This window comes from Denitraticella aggregata (assembly GCF_048158365.1).
Classification (GTDB): domain Bacteria; phylum Pseudomonadota; class Gammaproteobacteria; order Burkholderiales; family Rhodocyclaceae; genus Azoarcus_F.
Map to the genome: position 1 here is coordinate 26,495 of NZ_JBLLNL010000011.1, position 25,064 is coordinate 51,558.

The following is a 25,064-nucleotide window of genomic DNA, read 5'->3' on the forward strand; positions in this document are numbered from 1 at the left end:
CGCTCGACTGACCTCGATCGCATTCAGCCCCGGCCGTAGTTATCCTCGAATCGGACGATATCGTCCTCTCCAAGATAGCTGCCGGACTGCACCTCGATCATCTCGAGCGCGACCTTTCCGGGGTTCTCCAGGCGGTGTGTCACCCCCAGCGGAATATAGGTCGACTGGTTCTCCGACAGCAGAAAGACCTCATCGCCGCGCGTCACGCGTGCGGTGCCCTGCACGACGATCCAGTGCTCGGCACGGTGATGGTGCATCTGCAGGCTCAGGGTGCCGCCCGGCTTGACGACGATGCGCTTGACCTGAAAGCGCGCGCCCGCGTCGATCGAATCGTAGAAACCCCAGGGTCGATGAATCTTGCGGTGGGCATCGGCCTGGGTCCGCCGCTCGGCCTTGAGTCGCGCGACGATCCGCTTCACCTCCTGGGTGCGATCGCGATGCGCGACCATGACCGCATCCGGAGTCTCGACCACGACCAGATCGTCCACGCCGAGGCAGGCCACCAGCCGGTCCGACGCATGGACCAGCGTATTGCGCGTGGCTTCGAACATCACGTCGCCGCTCGCCGCATTTCCGTCGCTGTCCTTGTCTGCCAGTGACCATAGCGCATCCCAGGCCCCCACATCCGACCAACCCACCGACATCGGCACGACCCGAGCCGGCACGCCGAGTTCAGGGGTTTCCGCGAGCTTTTCCATGACCGCATAGTCGATCGAATCCGAAGGGCAGCCCAGAAAGGCCTCCGACGCGATGCGTATGAAATCGGCGTCCCGAATCGCGCCGTCCAGCGCGAGCGCGCAGGCATTGGCCATCTCGGGATTGAAATGCCGGATCGCCTTCATCCACGAAGACGCCAGCACCATGAACAGCCCGCTATTCCAGAGATATTCGCCACTCGCCAGATAGGCCTCGGCGGTCGCCTTGTCCGGTTTTTCGACAAAGGCGGCGACTGCGTGCAGTCCGGGATCGATCTCGGCGCCGGATCGGATGTACCCATAACCGGTCTCGGCGCGTTCGGGGACGATCCCGAACGTCACCATCGCCCCATCCAGCGCCGCCCGTGCAGCCGTGTCGACCGCCCGATGAAAGCCGGCGAGGTCGCGGATCACATGGTCGGCCGGCATCACCAGCAGCACGGCGTCCTTCTCCGTGCGAAGCGCCTGCAAGGCCGCCAGCGTCAATGCCGGTGCCGTGTTCCGACCCACGGGTTCGAGAATGATCTGACGCGTCGGCGTTCCACCGCCGCGCAGCTGCTCGGCGGTGATGAATCGGTACTCCTCGTTGCACACCACGATCGCCTCGCCGGCCATAGCCAGATGCCCCTGTAAGCCCGCCAGCCGTCGCGCAGCTTCCTGCAGCATCGTGCCCTCTCCGAACAACTGCAGCAGCTGCTTCGGATACTGCTCGCGCGACAGCGGCCACAGGCGGGTGCCCGAGCCTCCCGACAGGATCACCGCCTGCAGCATCAAGGTCGATCCAGTTTCATTCATACCGATCATGTTCGCGTCCCGCCACTCACCGATAAAATACGCGAAGCATAGCAAACGGCGCGCTGTAGCGACCGAGGCGCACTGCACACAACCGGACAGCCACCTATGGGCAGCCCGATGCAGGCTGTATAGAATCGCGAGGGTCTGTTCTCATTCGCGCTGGCGGTCGCGCCACCGCGAATGAGAACAGACCCTCACCACGAGCGATACTCGCTCAGGATCGCCACCCGGACGGGAATCGATGTTCCACTACCTGCGCAACTGGTTCGACAGGCATTTCTCCGACCCCCAGGTCGTCATCCTGGCGCTGGTGCTGATCTTCGGCCTGGTGGTCGTGCTGTTCGCCGGCCGCCTGCTTGCTCCGCTGATCGCCAGCGTCATCATCGCCTACCTGCTGGAGGGTGCGGTGCGGGCGCTCGAACGACACCGCGTGCCGCGCTTCCCGTCGGTCATCCTGGTGTTCAGCCTGTTCCTGTCCCTGTTCGTCATCATGATGTTGCTGCTTTTACCGCTGCTGGCCGGGCAGTTGAGCCAGCTCGCACGCGAACTTCCTGCGATCGTCACCAAGACCCAGTCGCTGATGCTGCAACTGCCGGAGCGCTATCCGCAGATCTTCTCGGAACAGCAGATCAACGAATTGCTGTACTCGATCCGCCAGAATCTGACCGCGTTCGGACAGCGGGTCGTACTGATGTCCCTGTCGTCGGCGGTCCAGCTGATGACACTGCTGGTCTATCTGGTGCTCGTGCCCCTTCTCGTATTCTTCATGCTCAAGGACAAGAACAAGATCATCGCGTGGTTCCTGCTGTTCCTGCCGCACGAACGAAGTCTTGTGAACAACGTATGGGCCGATGTGAACGCCGGTATCGGCAACTACGTGCGGGGCAAGTTCATCGAGATCCTGATCGTGTGGTTCGTCAGCTACGTGGTTTTTTCGGTGCTGAACCTTCCCTATGCGATGTTGTTGTCGCTCGCAACGGGATTATCGGTGGTCGTGCCTTATGTCGGCGCGGCGATCGTGACGATACCGGTGGCCGCCGTGGCGTATTTCGAGTTCGGCATGGCGCCCGATTTCTGGTTCGTGCTCGCCGCCTACGCTGTTATCCAGTTTCTGGACGGCAACCTGCTTGCACCCCTGCTGTTTTCCGAGGTCGTCAATCTGCACCCCGTCGCGATCATCGCGGCCGTGCTGATCTTCGGCGGCCTGTGGGGTCTGTGGGGCGTGTTCTTCGCGATTCCGCTCGCGACGCTGATCGCCGCCGTACTGAATGCGTGGCCCTCGGGCGAGGGCCGGCCCTCACCGTAGCAGGGCACTTGGCAGTGCTCACCGGTACCGCTGCGCCGTCTGCCCAGCGCCGAACATGTCACGCGGGTCGACTGCAACTCAGCCCTTCGAGCTGGCTCGCCAGCGAATCGAGTTCGCGACCGAGACGCGCTCGCTGCGATGGCGAGGCGTCGCGATGAAGATCCGAGATCAACTGCAATGTCAGCCGGCGGTTGGTTGCCACCGAAGCCTGGTGCTCTTCACTCGTGTGCGCATCCGCATCGAGCAACAATTCCGACACGCGCTGCAGGAACAGATCGCGCTCTTCGCGCAACTCGAGCGCAGTCAGGAATCGCTGCTGCCACACGATGCGATTGCTCAGCCACGCCTCGGTTACCGGATCGAGTTCCAGACTCCAGCGTTCGATCAGATCCCGCTGTCCCGCGTCCAGCTGTCCGAACCACCGCCGCAACCGTTTCTCCATGCGCTCCACTCGGGCCGCGTGCAGTTCGTCGGGGCTGCCATCCAGGAACTTTTCGCGCATGTCCTCATTGCGCACCTCGAGCCGCGCGGCGAGATGCTCGATCTGATCGTCCCTGAGCTGCCCAAGGAGTTCGGTCAGATCCGGCACGATCGCTTCCGATAGCGTCCGGACAAAGACCTCGATCCGTGAAACATGACGATCGAGGCTGTCGACGTCGACTCGATGCGCTGCAAGATCGGCATCGAGTTCTCGCAGAAACACGGCATAGGCCGGCAACTCCGCAGTGCAGTGCCAGGCGATCCGCTCGCCGAGTCGCATGTCGAGCAACGCGCGCTGGTCACGGTCGAGACGAACATAATCCCGCACATACCAGGGCACGATCCAGTCGAGCTGGCCGTAGACATAGCGAACGGTGCCGCAGGCAGCGAGAAGCGTGCTGACACAGATCACGAGGAAAACCGAACGAATGCGCATGAGGCGTTTGAGCAGCCTGACTGCATTCGGTTCTGCCGCAGGCCGATCTGCGGGCAGCCAAGCCGACCGGCGGACAAAAAAAACCCGCTATATCAGCGGGTTATTTTCCAAGCTGGCGGAGACGAAGGGATTCGAACCCTTGAGACAGGTTTTGCCCGTCTGCTCCCTTAGCAGGGGAGTGCCTTCGACCTCTCGGCCACGTCTCCAAGCTTTGGAGGCGCGATGATAGCCATTCCACGCCCCCCGGTCAAACCAAATCGCCCGCTGTTCAGGCCTGTTCCAGCCCGAATGCCTTGTGCAATACACGCACGGCAAGTTCGAGGTATTTCTCCTCGATCGCGACCGAGATCCGGATCTCGGACGTGGCGATCATCTGGATATTGATGCCTTCCTGTCCCAGCGTGCGGAACATCTTGGCCGCGACGCCGGGGTGCGATCGCATGCCCACGCCCACGACCGACACCTTGGCCATGGAACTGTCGGTTTCGATGACGTGTTCACCGATCTGCGCCTTGGCGGCGTCGAGCGCCTTGAGCGCCTTGTCGACGTCGCCTCGCGCGACAGTGAACGAAAAGTCGGTGGCGCCGTCGTGGCCGACGTTCTGCACGATCATGTCGACATCGATGTTGGCATCGGCGACAGGGCCGAGGATGTTGTAGGCGATGCCGGGCTTGTCCGGCGCGCCGAGCACGGTGATCTTGGCTTCGTCACGATTGAAGGCGATGCCGGAGATGACAGGTTGTTCCATGTTCTGATCTTCCTCGAATGAAATGAGCGTGCCCTCGCCCCCGTCCTCGAAACTGGAGAGCACACGCAGCTTGACCTTGTACTTGCCGGCAAACTCGACCGAGCGGATCTGCAGCACCTTGGAGCCGAGGCTGGCGAGTTCGAGCATCTCCTCGAAGGTGATCCGATCCAGCTTGCGTGCTTCGGTAACGATGCGCGGATCGGTCGTATAGACGCCGTCCACGTCGGTATAGATCTGGCACTCGTCCGCCTTCAACGCCGCCGCGATCGCCACCGCCGTGGTGTCGGACCCGCCGCGGCCGAGGGTGGTGATGTTCCCGCGCTCATCGACGCCCTGGAATCCGGCCACGACGATGACCTTGTCCTGGTCCAGGTCCCTGCGGATCGGGGCCTCGTCGATGTTGAGGATCCGCGCCTTGGTATGGGCGGAATCCGTCAGGATGCGCACCTGCCCCCCGGTGTAGCTCTTCGCCTTCAGCCCGGCATCCTTGAGCGCCATGCACAACAGACCGATGGTGACCTGCTCACCGGTCGAGACCACGACGTCCAACTCTCGCGGATCGGGGTGCGTGGCGACCTCCCTGGTCAAGGCGATCAGGCGGTTCGTCTCCCCGCTCATCGCCGACACCACGACGATCACCTGGTCACCCCGCGCCTTGAACGCTGCGACCCGCTTCGCCACGTTCCGGATGCGCTCCGGACTGCCGACCGACGTACCGCCGTACTTCTGAACTATCAGTGCCATGTTGCATCCAAATTGCGGTGAATAAAGCCGCACATATTAACAATTACGCGAAAAAAATACAGGCCTGAAAGGTGGGGCAGCAGGTCGGAACCAAAAGGGATGACTTACTTCACGTGTCACAGGTGTTCGGCGCAAGAAACGACATTTAACTATTGTATGAGAACGAAATACTGACCTATACTCAAAACGTCCTACCACTTAGGTTGTAGGGTCCTTCAGATCCGCAACGCGTTCAGCATAGAACGCGCGAAGTCCATACCAGGAGTCTACAGATGAAAGCTAGCGAGAAATTGGACGTACGTGAGATCCGGCGCAAGCTGGGCATGAACCAGTCCCAGTTCTGGTCCAAGATCGGCGTCACGCAGAGCGGTGGTTCGCGTTACGAGAGCGGTCGGAACATTCCGCGTCCGGTGCAGGCGTTGTTGCGGCTCGTGCATATCGAACAGATCGACATCAACAGGGTCAAGCGCGAGGACGTCGAGGTTGCCGAGTACCTGAAGGCCTCGAATCCGGATCTTTACAAGAGCTTGAAGAAGGAAGCGAAGAGCAAGCGCAAGCAGTGATCTGCAAGCCGGCCTCGACTTGTCCCATGCCAGGAGGGCCGCGCTGAGCGCGGCCCTCTTCACGTCCTACCCCCGCCGCCGACCCCACGATCGGACACCCCCCAGGTGCTACAATCTGCGCCCTTCGTTCAGATCGAGGCGTTCCGACCATGCGCATCACCCGCAAGCTGGAATTCGATGCCGGGCACCGAATCCCGGATCATGCAAGCCAGTGCCGGCATCTGCACGGGCATCGCTATACGCTCGAAGTCACGCTGTCAGGCGGCATCATAGACGCGGCTGGCAAACCGGTGAATGGAATGGTGATGGATTTCGCTGACGTCAAGCAGATCGCCAAGACGCACCTGGTCGACCAGTGGGATCATGCCTTTCTGGTATTCCGCGGCGACCGACCGGTCGCCGACTTTCTCGCGAGCATGCCCGGCCACAAGACGGTCGAACTGGATGTGGTGCCCACCGCCGAGAACCTTGCCGAGGCCGCCTTTCGCATCCTCGATCCGCTCTATCGCGACACCTACGGCAATCAGCTCAGACTGGAGCGCGTCAGGCTGTACGAAACCCCCAACTGCTGGGCCGACGCGCTACGCAGCGAGCTGATGCCGGACCCGTGCGGCCCGGACCCTCATCAGATCGCGTAGCGCCGCAAGCGCAGCGAGAATTCGCGCAACTGCTCGATACCGCTTTGCTCCGCTCGGGAGACCCAGTCCTGGAGCTGTTGCAGCAGCTGTTCGCTCGACGCGTTGGAACGTGCCCACAGGGCGGCCAGCTCTTCACGCATCGTGACCATCGTCGTCAACGCCTGACTGTCCTTGATCACCTCCTGGAGTCGGCCCTTCTCGCCATCGGCGAGATGCCTGTCCTCGCCGGACAGAATCCAGCGACGCAAGGCCTTGGGATCGAACTTTCCGGCGTGCGCCGCGGCAAGCCGGTCGATCTCCTGCGAGCAGGTCCGTTTCAGGGATGAGACATAGCGCGTCATCACGTCGTAACGGTGAGTGATCACGGCCTGCAACGTGTCCAGATCCGGCACGCTCTTGGCGTCTCCGAACCTCGGGGTCGGTATCACCTTGCGGGCCTTGGCGAGGCCCAGGATCTCCAGAATGCGGATGTACATCCAGCCGATGTCGAACTCATACCATTTGGCCGACAGCTTCGCCGACGTCGCGAAACTGTGGTGGTTGTTGTGCAGTTCTTCGCCGCCGATCAGGATGCCCCAAGGGACGATGTTGGTCGACGCATCGGCGCAATCGAAATTGCGATAACCCCAGAAATGACCGAGCCCATTGATGACGCCGGCGGCCCACACCGGTATCCACAACATCTGCACCGCCCAGATCGTCAGACCGATCGGCCCGAACAACAACACGTTGGTGATCAACATCGCGCTCACCCCGACAACCGAGTGGCGATAGACATTGCGCTCCATCCAGTCGTCGGGCGTGCCGTGCCCGTAGCGACGCAGCGTGTCCTGGTTGCGCGATTCGGCCCGATACAGCTCAGCGCCTTCGAGCAGGACCTTGCGGATGCCCTTGATCTGCGGACTGTGCGGATCTTCTTCCGTTTCGCATTTGGCGTGATGCTTACGGTGGATTGCCGCCCATTCCTTGGTCACCATGCCGGTCGTGAGCCACAGCCAGAACCGGAAGAAGTGACTCGGAATCGGATGCAGTTCCAGCGCACGGTGGGCCTGGTGGCGATGCAGAAAAATCGTGACCGAAGCGATGGTGACATGGGTGAGCGCGAGCGCAACGACGATGTAGCCCCACCACGGAAGATCGATCAAGCCTGTGAACATGCGCAGGTCTATCCTTAATGTATTGGCCGCACGATTTTACGCGAAGCTTCAGCCGTTAACAATCGAAGGCGCGACCACGAGTCAGCTTGCCGTGTTCGCGCCTCTCTTTAATGATAGACGCCGACCTGTCGCGCGAGTTCCTTGCGCTCGCCGTTCAGGGGCTCCACGGCAGCGACGCGACCGGGACGGCGTTGGCGCGGTGACGATTCCAGTTGTCCAGATAGGCCTGAACCAGCTCGCAGTTGTCCCGCAGCACTAATACGTTTTCGGCGTTGCGATTGCGGGCAGACCAGGTGAAGTTGTACGAACCGGTCACGACCGTGCACACGGGCCCTTGCGGATCGATGATCAGCACCTTGTTGTGAGCCGCCGCGAATGCGGTTTCAAACGCGACCGGCACCTTCGCTTCGAGCAGGGCGGGAATCGCGGCGTTGCGGCCACCGCGGCGGTTCATCTCGGCATCGGCCAGCACCTCGACCCGCACGCCGCGGCGATGCGCTTCGACGAGCCCGCGCGCGATCGCACGGCTTGTGAACACATAAGCCTGCACCCGAATAGATTCGCGCGCGTCGCCGATCACGCGCAGCAGCAGAGCCTCGGGGTCATCCGCGGGTGAGAAAGCGACTTCCACGCTGCCTCTTGCCGGGATGCGCTGCCCGGCCGGAACGGCCGCTACGAGACCGAAGACCAGTGCCGCAATGATCCCGACCCGCCACACCCGATGCAGCGTGTCAGTCATTCGACGTACGGCGTTCCAGCACCGCGGCGAAGAAACCATCGGTATCGTGAATGTGCGGCAGCAGATTCAGCCTGGAGCCGCAGTCGATCGCAATGCCCTGTTTCTCGAGCACCGTCGACGCGTCGATCTGCTGGAAATCGGCATGGGCGGCAAGAAATGCGTCGACCACACCGTCGTTCTCCTCCGCCAACAGGCTGCAGGTCGCGTATACGAGCCGACCGCCCGGCTTGACCAGGCGCGCTGCCGATTCGAGGATCGCCGTCTGTTTGACGATCATCTCGGCGACCGATTCGGGCGACTGCCGCCACTTCAGGTCCGGGTTGCGCCTGAGCGTGCCCAGCCCGCTGCAAGGCGCATCGACCAGCACCCGGTCGGCCTTGCCGGCCAGGCGCTTCACCTTGGCGTCGCGCTCATGAGCGATCAGGACCGGATGCACGTTGGAGAGCCCTGCGCGCGCGATACGTTGCTTCAGCTTGGCCAGCCGCCGCTCGGCCACATCGAACGCGTACAGCCGGCCGGTCGAACGCATCATCGCACCCAGCTGCAAGGTCTTGCCCCCCGCGCCCGCACAGAAATCGACGACCAGTTCGCCGCGACGCGGCTGAACCAGGAAACCGAGCAGCTGGCTGCCCTCGTCCTGCACTTCGAACCCGCCCGACAGAAAGAGCGGATGCTTCTGCAGCGCGGGCTTGCCGGCGAGGCGTACACCATGCGGCGAAAATCGACACGCTTCGGCCCCGTAGCCGGACTCGACCAGACCCTTCAACAGAGCATCGCGATCGAGCTTGAGCAGGTTGGCGCGCAAGTCCAGCGGCGCAGGACGGTTCAGGCCGTGGGCGAGCGCGAGCAGCGCCTGCTCGCCGAACCGGGCGAACAGTCGCTCTGCCAGCCAGTCGGGCAGGTCGGTGCGCTCTGCGAGCGTGGCCTCGGAAAGCTCCAGCGCCTTGATCGACGACAGCCATTCGCGTTCGGTGGGTGACGCGATGACCTCGAATTGACGCATCGGCCAGCCTTCTCCGCGGGCCAGCCACGCCAGCAGCAATGCACGCGGCTGAGCCGGCTCGCCCACCATCCGGCGCAGCCAGCGCAGACGTCGCAACACGCCATAGACCGATTCGGCGATGAAGCCGCGATCCCGATGACCGATCTCCCGATTTTCCCGAAAATAGCGCGACAACACCGCATCGGCCGGATGCTCGAAAGACAGGACTGCACCGAGCACCTGTGTCGCGTGCGCCATCAGCGAGCGCGATACGCCTGCACCTTCCTGTTCCGCATAGCCGCCCCTGACTGTCGCAGCGGGTCGCCTGGTTCTGTTGCCTTGCATGTGAATCCTGTCTGGTGTGTTGTATCGCCGGTTCACTGATTCAGCACGATGCTCACCGCACGCTGGTCGAGCACCTCGCCCTTGTCGTCGGTCATCAGTATCCTGACCGGCATCCGGCCATGGGCTTCGGAAAGCCACAGTTCGATCGTGAGCTTGCCGGACAGCGCCGCGACCCGGACCCGCTGCGTCGCCAGCTCGCCGACGGGCAGTCGCACGCGTTCGGCCCCGAGCGCGGTGATCGCCACCGGTGACACGCGGCGGTTCGTGACCACCGACAGGTGCTGCGGTATCACGCGCTCCTGCAGCAGACCGAACAGATGCCAGACGCTGAGCACGTCCTGGTCATTGGCGGCGATCGGGTAGGTCCGTACACGCCCCCGCCGCTCGATCGTGGCCTCGAGAGCCGACCAGTCGAGCCTGGCCACCTCGGGCTCCCTGCCCTGCTGCACCACCCTGAACAGTTCCGGGCGGAGCATGCCATCCTCGACCACGCCCTCGCTGTGCTGAATGTAGCGAAAGCTGTAGAGCATGCCGGCCAGGCCTGTGGTTTCGAGCTCGGTCTGCATCTGGTAGCGACGCCCGTCGTGCTGCCAGCGGTGTTCCGCCTCGCCGAGCTTGATTCCGCCATCACCGTGCAGAACGTCATACCGGATCTGCCCGGATTCGGGCCAAGCGATCGACTGCCCCGGGGCGGCGGCCGAGGCGTTCCCGGCCGCGACAACCGGTCCGGACACGAATACGGCCGTGGAAACGAGCGCCATGAACATCAGCCTGTGCAGGGCCCGCATCATGCATCACTCCAGCCGGCATCCGGCGCAGGCACGATGAAGGCCGACGCCTGGGTGGTCTCGCCCGTCAGCGTGACCCGGCCCGCCGGATCGATGCGGAGCCGATCGGCCACGAACCAGCGCACCGCCAGCGGATAGATCAGATGCTCCTGCCGCAGTACGCGCGCTGCGAGCGTCACCTCGTCATCGCCCGGCAACACCGGCACGACCGCCTGAACCACCACCGGTCCGCAATCGAGCATCGGGGTCACGAAGTGCACCGTCGCACCGTGGACGCGCGCGCCCGCCTCGAGGACCCGCCGGTGCGTATGCAGACCCGGAAACGCCGGCAGCAGCGACGGATGCACGTTCATCAGGCGACCGGCGTAGCGAAGCACGAAATCGTCGGTCAACACCCGCATGAACCCGGCCAGCACCACCAGATCGGGTGTAAAGCCATCGATGACTTCCGCCAGTGACGCGTCGAAGGCCTCGCGCGACGCAAAGCTGCGATGGTCCACGACCGCGGTCGCAATGCCGCGCTCGCGCGCGAAAGCGAGACCGGCCGCATCGACCCGGTTGCTGATCACCGCCGCAATCCGCGCACCCGGGATCGCGGCGTGCACGATCGCCTGCATGTTCGAACCACGACCAGATATCAGGATGACGATCGACTTCATGATGGCCTTGCGAAGGACTCAGTACAGCGGCAGGAATACCGCAGTCGCCATGCTCTGGACCACGCGCACGACCGCGCGTTCGTTCTGGGCCTCGACGACATCGGTCAGCAACTCGAGCAACGCGATGATGCGCCCGAACTCCCGTTCGAAGCTCAGATTATCGATCGGGCCCATCTCGTTCGACAGCAACAACAGGTTTCCGTCCTCATCGCGCGTCGTGGCGAGTCGCCAGGCCGCAATCTCGACATTTCGGGCGGCATTGTAGAACCGTTGCGCATCCAGGTCATTGACGATGTAGAAATCGACCTGGTCACCGAACGCGGTCTGCACCATGCTCGCCAGCCCGATCATGAAGGCACGCACCCGGTCACCACCGTATATGGGATGCAACGCGATCCGCAGTGCGTCGATATCCCGTCGATAGCCGAGTTCGGCCAGACGCCATCCGTGATTGACGTCGAAGATCGCTTCCACGGCGGCCTCGACGCCGGGCACGCCGCTCTTTCGCCACTCCTGCGGGTTGCGACGATACAGCTTGGTCGCGAGCCTGCGCAGACTGACAAAGATGCGGCGCTGGCACTTCTCGACGAAATGGTCGATGTCCGACTTGACGAACTGCTTCAGGGAATAGGGCTGGGGGGCCAGCGGCCCCGGAGCGGTGCCTGTCGCGAGACAGCCGGTCAGGCTTGCAGCCGAGAGCGCGGTCACGGCGCTCAGAACCCGCCGGCGGCCAAGGTCCGCTGGCACTTCGCTCGGCACGATGTCACATGTATCGATTCTGCATCGGGGCGGCAATGCTCGGCTTGCGCCACCTTGGCAAGATCCGGCGCGCCCCGCCGCAGCGCTTCCGCCCATCAGATTCTTGTTGATTGTCATGCTGCCGCATCATGAAACTCAGCGGCGCATGATACCCCAGGCGCCTGGCCCACGCCCGTCCGGCGCGCCTCCGATCGGCCGGCCGTATAATCGAAGCTTCCCTCAGCCTGCTACCGCTTCGATGCCCGAGATTCGCGTCCTGTCCGACCTCCTGATCAATCAGATCGCCGCCGGCGAGGTCGTCGAACGACCCGCCTCGGTGCTGAAGGAATTGCTCGAGAACGCACTGGACGCCGGGTCTCGCGCGATCGAGGTTCAGCTCGAACAGGGCGGTGTGCGCCGAGTGCGAGTCGCGGACGATGGATGCGGGATCGCGCACGCGCAGCTGGCCCTTGCGCTGGAGCGTCACGCAACCAGCAAGATCACCACGCTGGACGACCTGGAACGAGTCGGTACGATGGGTTTTCGCGGCGAGGCGCTGGCAGCGATCGCCGCTGTCGCGCGGACCACGATCACCAGCCTGGCCGAGGGTGCCCCCCACGCTTGGCGGATCGAGGGACAGGGCCGGACCCCCTCACCGGCCGCGCTCAATCGTGGCACCGTCATCGACGTGGCCGATCTCTATTACAACACGCCGGCTCGACGCAAGTTCCTGAAGACCGAGAACACCGAGTTCGGCCACTGTGACGAAATCTTCCGACGTGTTGCACTGTCCAGACCGGACGTCGCGCTGCAGCTCTCACACAATGGCAGGGTGATTCATCGTCTGCCGCCGGCCGATCCGCAGCGCCGGGTCGGTGCGATGATGGGACAGGATTTCCTCACCAGCGCCCGGTCCATCGATGCCGATGCGGGCGTTCTGCGTCTGAGCGGTCTCGCCTCCTTGCCGGCATACTCACGCGCGAACCGCGATTCGCAGTATTTTTTCGTCAATGGGCGCTTCGTGCGTGACAAACTGCTCACCCACGCGGTGCGTCAGGCCTACGCCGACATCCTGCATGGCGCCCGACATCCGGCCTATGTGCTGTTTCTCGAGCTCGACCCGGCCGCGGTCGACGTCAACGTGCACCCGGCCAAGATCGAGGTTCGCTTCCGCGAAGCGCGCGCGATCCATCAGTTCGTCTTCCATGCGCTGTCCCGGGCCCTGTCCGAATCGATCGCGGCGGCGACACCAACCTCGCCGGCGCAGTCCCCCCGCTCATCCGACGACCACGATCGTGAACCGGCCATGCACAGCCCCGTCCCCGGCGCCACGGCATGGCTGCGGGCCGAGCCGCGTCAGGGGCGGCTTGCCATGGACTCCGCCAGCCACGCCTATTACGACTTCGTCGCGGGCGCCAACGCTTCCGCAGATGCAGTCGCCCAACGCGTGCCTGTGCAGCCGACAGCGCGTACGCCGGATGCCCTGGATCGACCGGCATTCTCGTCGGGCGAGGACGGTCCGCCTCTGGGTTTCGCGCTCGCACAGCTTCACGGTATCTACATCCTGGCCCAGAATCGGCACGGGCTCGTGGTGGTGGACATGCATGCGGCCCACGAGCGCATTCTGTACGAGAAGCTCAAGGACGTGCTCGACGGACGGCCCGCGATCCAGCGCCTGCTGATTCCGGCGGTCTTCGCGATCGACCCTCGGGACATGGCAATCGTCGAGGAGTGCAGCGACGTTCTGGACGGCATCGGTTTCGAGCTCGCGCCGGTCGGCCCGCAGGAGATCTCGGTGCGTGCGGTTCCGACCCTGCTCGCCCATGCTCCGCTGGCCGAACTGGTGCGCGAACTGCTCGGGGAACTGCGCGAGTATCCGTCCTCGGACGTGATCACCGCGCGACGCAACGAACTGCTGGCGACGCTGGCCTGCCACGCCGCCGTGCGCGCCAATCGGCAGCTCACGCTCGCCGAGATGAACGCGCTGCTGCGTCAGATGGAAGCGACCGAACGCGCCGACCAGTGCAACCACGGCCGTCCGACGTGGACGCAGTTGAGCATGGCCGACCTCGACCGCTTCTTCATGCGCGGCCAGTAAAACCGTTCGGCGCGCGCCCGGTCACCGGCGCCGGACCGGGAGAAACGCCACCGCCTCGCAACGGCCGGTGCGAGCGCTCACCGTCCATTCATGATGACGACGGCGAGCACGATGAGGATCACCGTCACCCAACCAAGCCGATCGACGTAACGATTCAGCATCGCCTCCATGCGCGGACCACCGAGCGCCATGAGGCCCGCGACGAGGAAGAAGCGCGACCCACGACCGAGCATCGAGGCCAGCACGAACGGCAGCAACACCATCGATGCCGCGCCGGCGGCGATGGTGAACACCTTGAACGGAATCGGCGAGAATCCGGCCACCAGAATCGCCCAGAAACCCCACGCATCGAACCATTCCCGCGCGGTCAGGTAGCCGTCCCAGTAGCGTCCGTCGCGAATCACCGGCTCGACCAGATCGAAGGCGAACGCGCCGATGAAATAACCAAGCACCCCGCCAGCCACCGATGCGACCGTGGTGATCAGCGCAAACCACCATGCCCGCGACGGATTGGCCAGACTCATCGGCGCCAGCATCACATCGGGCGGGATCGGAAAGAACGAGGATTCGGCAAAGCTCAGACCGCCCAGGTACCAGGGTGCATGACGATGGCGCGCCCACTGCATGGCACGCTGGTAGAGCGGAGAAAAGATCTTCACCGACGTTCCTCCGATTCTCGCAAAGGTGGCAATCATACCGTCGCCGTGCCGACATCAGCCAGCGTTGCGACCCGCGCGGCGGCGCGCGTGTATTCGCCGGATGTGTCGCACCCTTGAAATTGTCACGAAGAATAAGACATTGTGCTTACCTCCGACGGAGAAACTTGCTTTAATGCGGGTTACAAGTCCCGCGGGCATCCAATGCGACCGACTGTGCCCACCCTGGATAGTCGTCCTCCCCGCCCCCGAACCGATACCCCCAGCGGCGGTCGAGCGCCGCGCGCTGGAGCATGAGTCGACTGTTCGGCCCCTGGGCCGGATGTCTTGCATGGAGAGCCGTCCTCCCGCCGCGGAAACCATCATGACTGAACGAAGGAAGAACAATCCGGCGTCGCTGCGCCTCGTGCTGACGGTTCCGTACGTCGTCCTCGTCATCGGCCTGGCGGTCGCCATCGGCATCCTGTCCTACCAGGCTGGCAGTCGGGCCATCGACACTCTCACGGGACAGCTGCTGCTCGAGACCGTCGGGCGCATCACGCAGGCGGTCGATCGCCACATCATCGGTTCCGGCGCGGTGCTCGAATCCGCGTTTCCGGACGGCATGCCAGCGCCGCGCACGATCGAGTCCGATCTGGAAAACCTGCGCACCCGTTTCTGGATCGCCACATCGCTCCATACCGATCCGAACAACTATGTCTACTACGGCAACGAGGCCGGGCAAGGCCTTGGGCTCTACCGTTACTCGCCCGACAGGGCGGAGTTGCGAATGAAATTGCAGGCAAACGAACGTCGCAGCATTTTTCATTACGAGGGCATAGACGGAACCCTCGAGTTCGTCAGGCGCGAAGAGCGCGTGTTCGACCCGCGGGTCAGGCCCTGGTATGCGGACGGGAAGAGCCAGAAGGGGCATACCTGGACCTCGGTGTATATCGACTTCGGCACGCGCGAACTGGTCGCCACGCGCGCGCGGCGGGTGCTGTCGCTCGAAGGCAGCTTCGAGGGTGTGGTGGCGACCGACGTCTCGCTGAAGGCACTGAACGATTTCGTCAGTCGGCTGAGCGTGTCCCCCAACGGCATCGCCTTCATCATCGAGCCGAACGGCAATCTGATCGCGTCGTCGGCCACCCCGAACGTCGTGCCACTGGAAAATGGCGAGTACGCGCGGGTTTCCGCGCGCGACAGTGATCATCCGGTGCTGGGCCGAACGGTGCGTGCGATCATCGAACGGATCGTCGAGGCTGGCGTGCCCGGTTCGACGCAGACCCTTGCGATCGAGACCGAGAACGATCTGATCCATGCGGCCTTCGACCGGGTGCGTGACGACGCGGGGCTGGAATGGATCACCGTCGTGGCGCTGCCCAACAGCGATTACATGTCGGGCATCACCGGCAACGTGAAGCGCACAACGATTCTCGCCGGCCTCGCGGTGCTGATCACGGTCGCAATCGGTCTGGCCATCCTGAGCTGGGTTGCAGGCGACCTGCGGCGCATCAAGGAGGCGGCCCGCAAGGTAGGGGACGGCGAACTAGACGCGCCGGTCGGCGTGAATCGTCGCGACGAGATCGGCGAGCTTGCGCGCAGTTTCGAAAACATGCAGCTGCGCCTGCAGACGGACGAGCTCACCGGCCTGATGAATCGCGAGGCGTTCGTTCAGCGACTGCGCAACCGCATTCGCGCGTATCGGCAGGACCGCCGCAAGGGCCGCATGGCCGTGCTGTTCATCGACCTCGACCGCTTCAAGGCAGTCAATGACACTCTCGGCCACGATGCCGGAGACAAGGTCCTGCAGGAGGTCGCGCGCCGTCTGCGCGCCAGCGTCCGGGCCGATGATCTGGTGGCGCGCTACGCGGGCGACGAGTTCGTGATCCTGCTCGAGAACATCGATGCGTCCGATCATCTGACGCAGGTTCGTCGCACGATCGATCGCATTTTCTCGGACCCCTTGCAGTCCCTGGGACTCGAACAGGCGCTGGAGATCGGTGCGTCGATCGGCGTGGCACTGTATCCGGACGACGGTGACAGCGTCGAGTCCCTGCTCAAACTGGCTGACAGCAGCATGTACGAGCAGAAGTTCAGCAACCAGCAACTCCGCGCGTCGCCGGATGACACGGAGTCGTCGGCCTCTGGCCAGGACGTGCCTTGACGGTGGGTAACCCCGATCCGCCAGCGGATCCGATGCAGCCTGCCCTGCTTCTGCTGGGCCCGACCGCCAGCGGCAAGACCGCCAGCGCGCTCGCACTGGCCACGCGTCATCCGGTCGAGATCATCAGTGTCGATTCGGCGCTGGTCTATCGGGACATGAACATCGGCACGGCCAAACCCGGCGCCGACGAACTCGCCGCGTGCCCGCATCACCTGATCGACATCGTCAGCCCCGAGCAGTCCTATTCGGCCGCGATGTTCTGCGCCGACACGCTGAGGCTGATGGACGAGATCGGCGCGCGCGGACGAACGCCATTGCTGGTCGGCGGAACGATGCTCTATTTCAAGGCCTTGCGCGACGGCCTCTCTGACCTGCCGCAGGCCGATCCCGGACTGCGCGAAAAGATCGATCGGGAGGCGGCGCGGCTTGGCTGGCCGGCCATGCATGGCGAACTTTCCCGCATCGATCCCGCCGCCGCAGCGAGGCTGGAGCCCACCGACGCGCAGCGGATCCAGCGTGCGCTGGAGATCGTGCGTCTGACCGGACGTCCGCTCGCCGACAGCTATGCGCGACGTGATGCCGCGCATGTCCTTCGTCATCGACTCGTCCCGATTGCGCTCGCACCCTCGGATCGTAGCGTGCTGCACCGGCGCATCGAAGCACGCTTCGATGCGATGCTCGCCGCAGGTCTGATCGATGAAGTCGTATCACTGCGCGCCCGGTATCGCTTGAACCCGGGGATGCCCTCGATGCGCTGTGTCGGCTATCGCCAGGTGTGGGATTATCTCGAGGGCCGGACGGACCGCGCCACCATGCGCTTGAACGGCATCGTCGGGACCCGTCAGCTGGCCAAGCGACAGCTCACCTGGCAACGCCAGTTTCGCGAGATCTGGCCCGAGCTGGTCGAGCTGGACTGCCTCGCAGGCGATCTACAGGCCCGGATCGAAGCCGTGGTCGAGCGCGCTTTGCACAGCTGATCGGCGAGCGCGGCCATCCCGTGCGCGACACATTCCGCCCGGTCAGGCGGGCTCGGGCACGACCTCGGAAGGGTCGACCACCTTGGTCCGGTTACGACGCGCAAGCAAGGTGTATACGGTGGGCACGACAAACAGCGTGAAGAAGGTCCCGAGCAACAAGCCCCCGACGATCACCCAGCCGATCTGCTGCCGACTCTCCGCACCCGCGCCGGTTGCCAGTGCAAGCGGGATCGCCCCCAGCACCATCGCGCCGGTGGTCATCAGGATCGGCCGAAGACGCAGGGTCGAGGACTCGATCACCGCCTCGCGCAGCGCCATGCCCTTGTCCCGCAGCTGGTTGGCGAATTCGACGATCAGGATGCCATGCTTGGTGATCAGACCGACCAGCGTCACCAGCCCGATCTGACTGTAGACGTTGAGCGTGCCGCCGGTCAGGTAGAGCGCCGTCAACGCACCGGTCATCGACAAGGGTACGGTCAGCATGATGATCAAAGGATCCCGGAAGCTCTCGAACTGGGCGGCGAGCACCAGATAGATGAACGCCAGCGCGAGCACGAACGTCAGCGCCAGGCTGGCCGAGCTGGTCTTGAACTCGCGCGACTGGCCGTCGTAATCGATCGCATAAGCGGACGGCAGGATGCGTTCGGCGGTGTCCTCGAGGAAACCCAGGGCCTCCCCGAGCGAATACTCGGGCGCCAGATTGGCGGTGATGCGCACCGAACGACGCTGCGCAAAGTGATTCAGCTCGCGTGGAGCAACCGTTTCATCGACGTCGAGCAGACTGGCCAGCGGAATCATGTCGCCGCCGCGACCGCGCACGAAGATGTCGCGGATGTCATGCGGAGCGGCACGCTCCACCGCTTCGACCTGGACGATCACATCGTATTGTTCGGCGTCCTGCTTGAAGCGCGTGACCTGGCGTCCGCCCAGCATGGTTTCCAGCGTCCGGCCGACGACATCCACCGACACGCCCAGATCGGCCGCCTGATCCCGATCGACCCGCACCGCCAGTTCCGGCCGGGTCAGCTTGAGGTCGGTATCGGGTGCGACGAAACCCGGGTTGCGGCGGACCTCGTCCATGATCAGCTCGGTGTAGCGGTCCAGCTCCTGGTAGGACTCCGACGTGATGATGACGAAATTGACCGGGCGTTCGCGCACCCCCTGGCCGAGCGACGGTGGAGTGACCGGAAACGCCTGCACCCCCGGCACCCCCATGAAGCGCGGAAACAGGCTGCGCGCGATTTCGCTCGAATGGCGGTCGCGTTCGTCCCAGTCGGTCAGACCGACGAAGGAGATGCCCTGGCTGACGGTCGGATTGCCGGACACGACGAAGTAGCGCTCGATCTCGTCGGTGCTCGCGTAAATCTGTTCGAGCTGGCGCGCATAGCGCTCCATGTAATCGATGGTCGCTCCCTCGGGCCCGGTGAAGACGCCGAGGATCACCCCCCGGTCCTCGACCGGCGCAAGTTCGGACTGCAGGTTGTTGAGCAGCACGACGCCGGCGCCCGAAATCAGCACGAAACCCGTCAACACCACCCAGCGCAGCCGCAGCATCCGCGTCAGTACGCTGCGGTACCCGTCATTGATCCAGGTCAGAAACCTCTCGATCAGGTTGTAGAACCGCCCGTGCTTCTTCTCGTGACGCAGCAGCTTGGAGCACATCATCGGCGACAGGGTCAGCGCGACGAACCCGGACACGATCACCGCGCCCGCCAGCGTCAGCGCGAACTCGGTGAACAGCTTGCCCACCCGGCCGGTCATGAACGCCACCGGCGCATACACCGCCGCCAGCGTCAAGGTCATCGCGATCACCGCGAACGCGATCTCGCGTGCGCCGCGGAACGCGGCCTGCACCGGCTCCATCCCCTCCTCCACATGGCGGTAGATGTTCTCGAGCATCACGATCGCGTCGTCGACCACGAGGCCAATCGCCAGCACCAGCGCAAGCAGCGTGAGCGTGTTGATCGAGAAACCGAAGGCCAGCATCAGCGCGAATGCACCGATCAGCGACACCGGAATCGTGACCAGCGGGATCAGCACCGAGCGCCAGCTGCGCAAAAAGAAGAAGCACACGCCCGCGACCAGCAACACCGCCTCGGCGATCGTCATGAAGACCGCCTGGATCGATCGTTCGATGAACACCGTCGAGTCGTAGGAGATGCTGACGCGCATGCCCTCGGGCAGTTGGCGCTCGATGGTCCCGAGTTCCGCCCTCAGCGCCTTGGACAGATCGAGCGGATTCGCGGTCGCCTGCTTGACCAGACCGATCGCCACCGCAGAGCGGCCGTCGAAACGCACCGACGTGCGCTCCGACGCCGCGCCGATCTCGACCCGCCCGATATCGCGAATGCGCACCGGAATGCCGTCGGCGCTGCCCGGCTCGCGCACCACGACCGCCTCGAACTGCGCAGGCCGGACCAGATCGGTCTGGGCGACCACCGAGAACTCGCGTTTCTGGCTCTCGATGCGTCCGGCCGGCAGTTCGACGTTCTGCCGCCTCAGCGCATCCTCCACGTCCTGCGCGGTTAGTCCATAGGCCCCGAGCCGGTCACGATCCAGCCAGATCCGCATCGAATATCGACGCTCACCGAACACGCGCGCGTCGGCCGCGCCGGGCAGCGTCTGCAGACGCGGTTTGACGATCCGGTTGGCCACATCGGTGACTTCCAGCGGCGAGTGCCGGTCCGACGAGAACGCCAGCCAGATGATCGGATTGGCATCCGCCTCGACCTTCGCGATCACCGGTTCGTCGATGTCGTCGGGCAGCGAACGCCTGACCCGCGACACGCGGTCACGCACGTCCGCCGCCGCGCTGTCGGCATCGCGCTCGAGGCGGAAGCGCACCGAGATCTGGCTGCGCTCGGAGCGGCTGATGGACGAGATCACATCGACTCCCTCGATCCCGGCGAGCGAGTCCTCGAGCGGCTTGGTCACGCGGGATTCGACGATATCGGCACTCGCTCCGCGGTAGGTGGTGTCGACGGTCACGACCGGTTCGTCGATATTGGGATATTCCCGGACGGTCAGCTTCGTATAGGAGACCAGGCCGATCAGCACCACCAGCAAAGACAGTACGGTCGCAAAGACCGGGCGCTTGATGCAGATGTCGGAAAGGACCATGGTGTTCGCCTCAGCTCCGGGGCTCGAGCCCGTCCAGGCCCGCGCCGACGTCTCCGACCGCCGAAGCACTCACCGGCCGCACCGCGACACCATCCCGAAGCTTGAGTTGCCCGGCGGTCACCACCACGTCCCCCGGCTGCAGCCCATCGACGATCTCGACCATCGCGTTGCGTCGCACGCCGGTCCGCACGTTGACACGCTCGGCCTTCCCATCGACCACCCGATAGACATAGTGCGACTCTCCCGCGGCCGGCACGACCGCCTCCTCCGGCACCACGGTGACGGCCGGACGTTCGGCCAGGATCACGCGGATCCGGGCGAACATGCCGGGGCGAAGACGCCCATCGGGGTTGCCCAGTTCGGCGCGCAGCACCACCGCCCGTCCCTGGGCGTCGAGTTGCGGATCGATCGCGATCACCTTTGCCTCGAAGCGCTCGCCCGGCAGGGTATCGCTTACCACTTCCAGCGACTGTCCGCGGCTGATGCGCTGCAGATAGGCCTCAGGCAGACGGAAATCCACCTTCAGTACCGAGATGTCCTCGAGATTGACGAGCGTATCGCCGTCCTTGACGTAATCGCCGACGCTCACGTTGCGAATGCCCACCGTGCCCGAGAAAGGCGCGACGATCTGCATCCGGTCCAGGCGCGCCCGCGCCAGTTGCGCCGTCGCCCGGGCGACCTCGAGTCGACTGGCTGCCTCCTCGCGCGCGCTGAGGCTGACGTAATTTCGTTCATGAAGATCGGACGTGCGCTTGAAACTGGATTCGGCCAGGTCGAGGGTGGCCCTCGCCTGCTGCAGTTCGGCCCGCTGCACCGCCGCATCCAGTTCGACCAGTACGTCGCCCCGGCTGACCGGCTGCCCCTCCTCGAACCGGATCGCACTGATCCGTCCGGAGACCTCGGGCTGAAGCACGACCGATTCATTGGAGCGCAGATTGCCGACCGCCGACACCTCGTCCGGCATCGAAACCGAACCGACCGTCACCGTCTCTACCGCGATCGCCATCGCAGCAGGTGACGGAGCCGCCGGGGCCGCCGATTCGCCGTGAGTGGCAGTGGGCGAGAGCCATGGCAAGGGTAGACCGCGCTGCGCATGCCAGGCATAGGCGGCAAGCGCGACGATCCCGACCACGCTCAGGGAGAGCACCACGACTTTGCGCGAAGACATGCGGGGTCGTTCTCCTCAATCAGTCACACAGATCGATCTCGTCGCAACGCCTGCGTCGCGGCATGCAGATACGAACGACCGACAACTTAAAATGACAGCCAAAGCTTCACCGAGTTGCATCAGCACACGGTGGTCCGTGCTTCGCCTTCCATGCGATTCGCGATACGTCCAATGCGGAACACCGTTTCACCGGCCGCACCGAGTCGCTCGACCGCCGTGTCGGCGTCGGCCTCGGCCACCACGACCACCATGCCGATACCGCAGTTGAACACCCGGTACATCTCCGCATCGGCGACATTGCCGACCTGTTGCAGCCACTGGAACAGCCGCGGCATCGTCCAGCTCGACGCATCGATTCGGGCGGTGAGCTCATCACGCAGGATGCGCGGCACATTCTCGGTCAGCCCGCCCCCCGTGATATGGGCCAGCCCCTTCACCAGGCCAGGCTGCGAGGCCATCAGCGCCAGCAGCGGCTTAACGTAGATCCGGGTCGGCTCGAGCACCGCTTCGCGCAGGGGGCGCCCATCGAAGTCGGCATCCAGATCGGGTTGGGCGCGCTCGATGATCTTGCGAATCAGCGAGTAGCCGTTGGAATGGGCCCCGCTCGAAGCCAGCCCTAGCACCACGTCGCCCGCGGCGATCGTCGAGCCGTCGATGATCGCGGATTTCTCGACCGCACCGACCGCAAAACCGGCAAGATCGTACTCGCCCTCGGGATACATGCCGGGCATCTCGGCGGTTTCGCCACCGATCAGCGCACAACCGGCCAGTTCGCAGCCACGCGAAATGCCCTTGACCACGTCCGCCGCGGTATCCACATCGAGCTTGCCGCAGGCGAAGTAATCGAGGAAGAACAGCGGCTCGGCACCCTGGACCAGGATATCGTTGACGCTCATCGCAACCAGGTCCTGACCGACCGTGTCATGCCGTTTGAGCTGGAACGCGAGCTTGAGCTTGGTGCCCACGCCATCTGTCCCCGACACCAGCACGGGCTCGCGGTACTTGCCCGACAGCTCGAACAAGGCGCCGAATCCGCCGATTCCGCCCATTACTTCAGGACGCATGGTCCGCCTGGCCAGCGGTTTGATGCGTTCCACCAGGTCGTCGCCAGCGGCGATATCCACACCGGCGTCTCGATATGTCAGGGAGCTCAAAGTCATTCCTTGCGAGGCGAGCCCGCACCCGGGTGCGCTTGAGGCGGCAACACCGAGGGGCTACATTAACGGGTTTGGCGGCCATGCCGGCTCGCCAAGAACAGGATTTTACTTTAAATGCCCACCTATCGCGCCGACCGCATGCAAACAGCCCTCTGGGCCGCGGTCGGCCTCGCGCTGCTCGCGCTCCTCTATGTGCTGTCCCCGATTCTGACGCCGTTCGCGGTCGCAGCGGTCTTCGCATATATCTGCGACCCGGCGGTCAACTGGCTGGAGGCACGGCGTTTTCCGCGTGCGGCCGCGGTGCTGCTCGTCATCGTCGGGATGGGCGCGTTCCTGAGCCTGCTGTTCCTGATGCTCGTACCATTGATCTATCGTGAGGCGGTGTTATTGATCGCCCGTCTGCCCGAACTCATCGAGCTGCTCGAGGCGCGTGTCGCGCCGCTGCTCAGGACGCATTTCGACGTCGAGCTGCCGATGGACGCCGCTTCGATCAAGGCCTGGGTATCCGAATACCGCGACACGGCGCAGGATCTGATTCCAACGCTGTTGAGCCATGCGCGCGAAGGCGGACTGGCGGTGATCGCGGTGGTCGCCAACCTGGTGCTGATTCCGATCGTGATGTTCTACCTGCTCCAGGAATGGCCCCGAATCGTGGGCGCGCTGCAGACGGTCATTCCGCGCCCGGTGCTGCCGCGCACGATGCGCATTCTGGGCGACATCGACTCGGTGCTGTCCGAATTCCTGCGTGGCCAGCTGTCGGTGATGCTGCTGCTGGCGATCTTCTACAGCATCGGTCTGTGGTTGGCCGGACTGAAGTTCGCATTGCCGGTCGGCGTGATCACCGGCCTGCTCGCCTTCATCCCGTTCGTCGGTTTCGGCGGCGGACTGCTGCTGGCGATCTTCGCCGCACTGCTTCAGGGCGAGGGCTGGACACCGCTGATCGGCGTCGGGGTGGTGTTCGGCATCGGCCAGCTGCTGGAGAGCTACGTTCTGACGCCCTACATGGTCGGCGAGCGTATCGGCCTGCACCCGCTCGCGGTCATCTTCGCGCTGATGGCCTTCGGTCAGCTGTTCGGGTTCTTCGGCATGCTGGTGGCACTACCCGCCAGCGCCGCGATCCTGGTCGGCTTGCGCGAGGTGCGCGAGGCCTGGATGAGCAGCCCGGTCTATCTCGGTCGCGATCAGGATTCGGAGCACCGGGGCTGATGCGCCAGCTCGTGCTCGAACTCCACCCGGACGCCCCCGCCCGACTCGACAATTTCGTCGTCGGCGACAATGTCGAACTGCTGGCGACGCTGGAACAGACAATCATCGGTGCGGATCACCTCTACCTGTGGGGCCCGCCCGGCAGCGGTCGTACCCATCTGCTGCGCGCCGCCGTCGCCGCGTGCACGGACGCCGGGCGCCCCGCCTTCTACGTTGCGGGAGGCCGGACCGACGCCGTCATGCCGGAAGACGAGGATGCCCTGCTGGCCGTGGACGACATCGAAGCGTTGACGCCCCAGGCACAGATCGCGCTGTTCAATGCCTTCAACCGGTCCCGCACGCTGAATCAGACCCTGCTGCTCTCAGGTATGCACGCACCGCTCCAACTCGACCGGCGCGAGGACTTGCGCACCCGCATCGGACAATGCCTCGTGTTCGAACTCAGGCCCCTGGACGACCGCACCCGAGCCGATATCCTGGTCACGCTCGCCGACCGCCGGGGGCTGCACCTCGCGGACGAGGTCATCGACTTCCTGCTGCGTCACGGTCGCCGCGACATTCCGTCGCTGGTGACCGCACTGGACGCACTGGACCAGGCCTCGCTGGAGCGCAAGCGCCCGGTTACATTACCGCTACTGCGAGAGCTGATGCAGGGCGGGCTGGACATCTAGGGTCAAGCAAGCGCCGTCGCCGCGCGCCGCGGAACGGCCATCGACAATCGAA

The 25,064-nt window shown here is 64.2% G+C and carries 21 protein-coding genes and 1 tRNA gene; 8 read left to right on the plus strand and 14 right to left on the minus strand.

The features are described from left to right. Positions 1-23: 23 nt before the first annotated feature. A complete protein-coding gene (locus ACKVEX_RS13295; protein WP_473216300.1) occupies positions 24-1,469 on the minus strand; it encodes a mannose-1-phosphate guanylyltransferase/mannose-6-phosphate isomerase in 1,446 nt (481 codons plus the stop codon). 262 nt (positions 1,470-1,731) lie between these two features. On the opposite strand from ACKVEX_RS13295, the gene ACKVEX_RS13300 reads away from it, so the two are divergent. Then, positions 1,732-2,796 (plus strand): AI-2E family transporter, encoded by a 1,065-nt coding sequence (locus tag ACKVEX_RS13300; RefSeq protein ID WP_473216218.1) that lies wholly within the window; start codon positions 1,732-1,734, stop codon positions 2,794-2,796. A 58-nt stretch (positions 2,797-2,854) separates the two neighbouring features. Here ACKVEX_RS13300 and ACKVEX_RS13305 read toward each other — a convergent pair whose 3' ends face one another. The 3 genes from ACKVEX_RS13305 to ACKVEX_RS13315 all read right to left on the minus strand — a co-directional run bounded on the left by ACKVEX_RS13305 (position 2,855) and on the right by ACKVEX_RS13315 (position 5,204). Further along, a complete protein-coding gene (locus ACKVEX_RS13305) occupies positions 2,855-3,712 on the minus strand; it encodes a DUF6279 family lipoprotein (RefSeq protein ID WP_473216219.1) in 858 nt (285 codons plus the stop codon). Between the two features lie 113 nt (positions 3,713-3,825). Then, positions 3,826-3,918: transfer RNA gene (locus ACKVEX_RS13310), tRNA-Ser, on the minus strand. A gap of 62 nt (positions 3,919-3,980) precedes the next feature. Then, positions 3,981-5,204: an aspartate kinase gene (locus ACKVEX_RS13315; RefSeq protein WP_473216220.1), complete on the minus strand. Its 1,224-nt coding sequence runs from the start codon at positions 5,202-5,204 to the stop codon at positions 3,981-3,983. Between the two features lie 272 nt (positions 5,205-5,476). Between ACKVEX_RS13315 and ACKVEX_RS13320 the strand changes: the two genes are divergently transcribed. Together ACKVEX_RS13320 and queD are read left to right on the plus strand one after the other, a co-directional pair. Next, positions 5,477-5,767, plus strand: a complete 291-nt coding sequence (locus ACKVEX_RS13320) for a helix-turn-helix domain-containing protein (RefSeq protein WP_473216221.1) — start codon at positions 5,477-5,479, stop codon at positions 5,765-5,767. 149 nt (positions 5,768-5,916) lie between these two features. Continuing rightward, positions 5,917-6,405, plus strand: coding sequence for a 6-carboxytetrahydropterin synthase QueD (gene queD / locus ACKVEX_RS13325; protein WP_473216222.1), 489 nt, complete (start codon positions 5,917-5,919; stop codon positions 6,403-6,405). On the opposite strand, the gene ACKVEX_RS13330 is transcribed toward queD, so the two are convergent. The 6 genes from ACKVEX_RS13330 to ACKVEX_RS13355 all read right to left on the minus strand — a co-directional run bounded on the left by ACKVEX_RS13330 (position 6,393) and on the right by ACKVEX_RS13355 (position 11,783). Further along, a complete protein-coding gene (locus tag ACKVEX_RS13330; RefSeq protein ID WP_473216223.1) occupies positions 6,393-7,562 on the minus strand; it encodes a DesA family fatty acid desaturase in 1,170 nt (389 codons plus the stop codon). The genes queD and ACKVEX_RS13330 overlap by 13 nt on opposite strands. 154 nt (positions 7,563-7,716) lie before the next feature. Next, the gene (locus tag ACKVEX_RS13335; RefSeq protein WP_473216224.1) at positions 7,717-8,301 is read right to left on the minus strand and encodes a phospholipase D family nuclease; all 585 of its coding nucleotides are present in this window, start codon (positions 8,299-8,301) and stop codon (positions 7,717-7,719) included. Beyond that, entirely contained in the window at positions 8,294-9,628 is a 1,335-nt protein-coding gene (locus ACKVEX_RS13340; RefSeq protein ID WP_473216225.1) for an RsmB/NOP family class I SAM-dependent RNA methyltransferase, read from the minus strand. Before ACKVEX_RS13340 ends, ACKVEX_RS13335 begins: the two co-directional genes overlap by 8 nt. A 32-nt stretch (positions 9,629-9,660) precedes the next feature. Further along, positions 9,661-10,419 (minus strand): DUF3108 domain-containing protein, encoded by a 759-nt coding sequence (locus ACKVEX_RS13345; protein ID WP_473216226.1) that lies wholly within the window; start codon positions 10,417-10,419, stop codon positions 9,661-9,663. Then, on the minus strand, positions 10,416-11,075 hold the full coding sequence (gene purN, locus ACKVEX_RS13350) for a phosphoribosylglycinamide formyltransferase (protein ID WP_473216227.1): 660 nt from the start codon (positions 11,073-11,075) through the stop codon (positions 10,416-10,418). Before purN ends, ACKVEX_RS13345 begins: the two co-directional genes overlap by 4 nt. A gap of 18 nt (positions 11,076-11,093) precedes the next feature. After that, entirely contained in the window at positions 11,094-11,783 is a 690-nt protein-coding gene (locus tag ACKVEX_RS13355; RefSeq protein ID WP_473216228.1) for a hypothetical protein, read from the minus strand. 289 nt (positions 11,784-12,072) lie between these two features. Here ACKVEX_RS13355 and mutL point away from each other — a divergent pair, with 289 nt between their 5' ends. Continuing rightward, positions 12,073-13,911, plus strand: a complete 1,839-nt coding sequence (mutL, locus tag ACKVEX_RS13360) for a DNA mismatch repair endonuclease MutL (protein ID WP_473216229.1) — start codon at positions 12,073-12,075, stop codon at positions 13,909-13,911. Positions 13,912-13,988: 77 nt separating this feature from the next. Here the strand turns inward: mutL and ACKVEX_RS13365 are convergent, their stop codons facing one another. Then, entirely contained in the window at positions 13,989-14,570 is a 582-nt protein-coding gene (locus ACKVEX_RS13365) for a YqaA family protein (RefSeq protein WP_473216230.1), read from the minus strand. Positions 14,571-14,931: 361 nt separating this feature from the next. Between ACKVEX_RS13365 and ACKVEX_RS13370 the strand changes: the two genes are divergently transcribed. Both ACKVEX_RS13370 and miaA read left to right on the plus strand, forming a co-directional pair. Beyond that, positions 14,932-16,713, plus strand: a complete 1,782-nt coding sequence (locus ACKVEX_RS13370) for a diguanylate cyclase (RefSeq protein ID WP_473216231.1) — start codon at positions 14,932-14,934, stop codon at positions 16,711-16,713. Positions 16,714-16,745: 32 nt separating this feature from the next. Further along, positions 16,746-17,690 (plus strand): tRNA (adenosine(37)-N6)-dimethylallyltransferase MiaA, encoded by a 945-nt coding sequence (gene miaA / locus ACKVEX_RS13375; RefSeq protein WP_473216232.1) that lies wholly within the window; start codon positions 16,746-16,748, stop codon positions 17,688-17,690. Positions 17,691-17,732: 42 nt separating this feature from the next. Here the strand turns inward: miaA and ACKVEX_RS13380 are convergent, their stop codons facing one another. From ACKVEX_RS13380 to purM, 3 genes are all read right to left on the minus strand, one after another. After that, a complete protein-coding gene (locus tag ACKVEX_RS13380; RefSeq protein WP_473216233.1) occupies positions 17,733-20,810 on the minus strand; it encodes an efflux RND transporter permease subunit in 3,078 nt (1,025 codons plus the stop codon). A 10-nt stretch (positions 20,811-20,820) separates the two neighbouring features. Beyond that, positions 20,821-21,978, minus strand: a complete 1,158-nt coding sequence (locus ACKVEX_RS13385; RefSeq protein WP_473216234.1) for an efflux RND transporter periplasmic adaptor subunit — start codon at positions 21,976-21,978, stop codon at positions 20,821-20,823. 119 nt (positions 21,979-22,097) lie between these two features. Continuing rightward, on the minus strand, positions 22,098-23,132 hold the full coding sequence (gene purM, locus ACKVEX_RS13390) for a phosphoribosylformylglycinamidine cyclo-ligase (protein WP_473216235.1): 1,035 nt from the start codon (positions 23,130-23,132) through the stop codon (positions 22,098-22,100). Between the two features lie 117 nt (positions 23,133-23,249). Between purM and ACKVEX_RS13395 the strand changes: the two genes are divergently transcribed. Next, positions 23,250-24,341: an AI-2E family transporter gene (locus ACKVEX_RS13395; RefSeq protein WP_473216236.1), complete on the plus strand. Its 1,092-nt coding sequence runs from the start codon at positions 23,250-23,252 to the stop codon at positions 24,339-24,341. After that, on the plus strand, positions 24,341-25,012 hold the full coding sequence (hda, locus tag ACKVEX_RS13400; protein WP_473216237.1) for a DnaA regulatory inactivator Hda: 672 nt from the start codon (positions 24,341-24,343) through the stop codon (positions 25,010-25,012). Before ACKVEX_RS13395 ends, hda begins: the two co-directional genes overlap by 1 nt. The last annotated feature ends 52 nt before the right edge of the window (positions 25,013-25,064 follow it).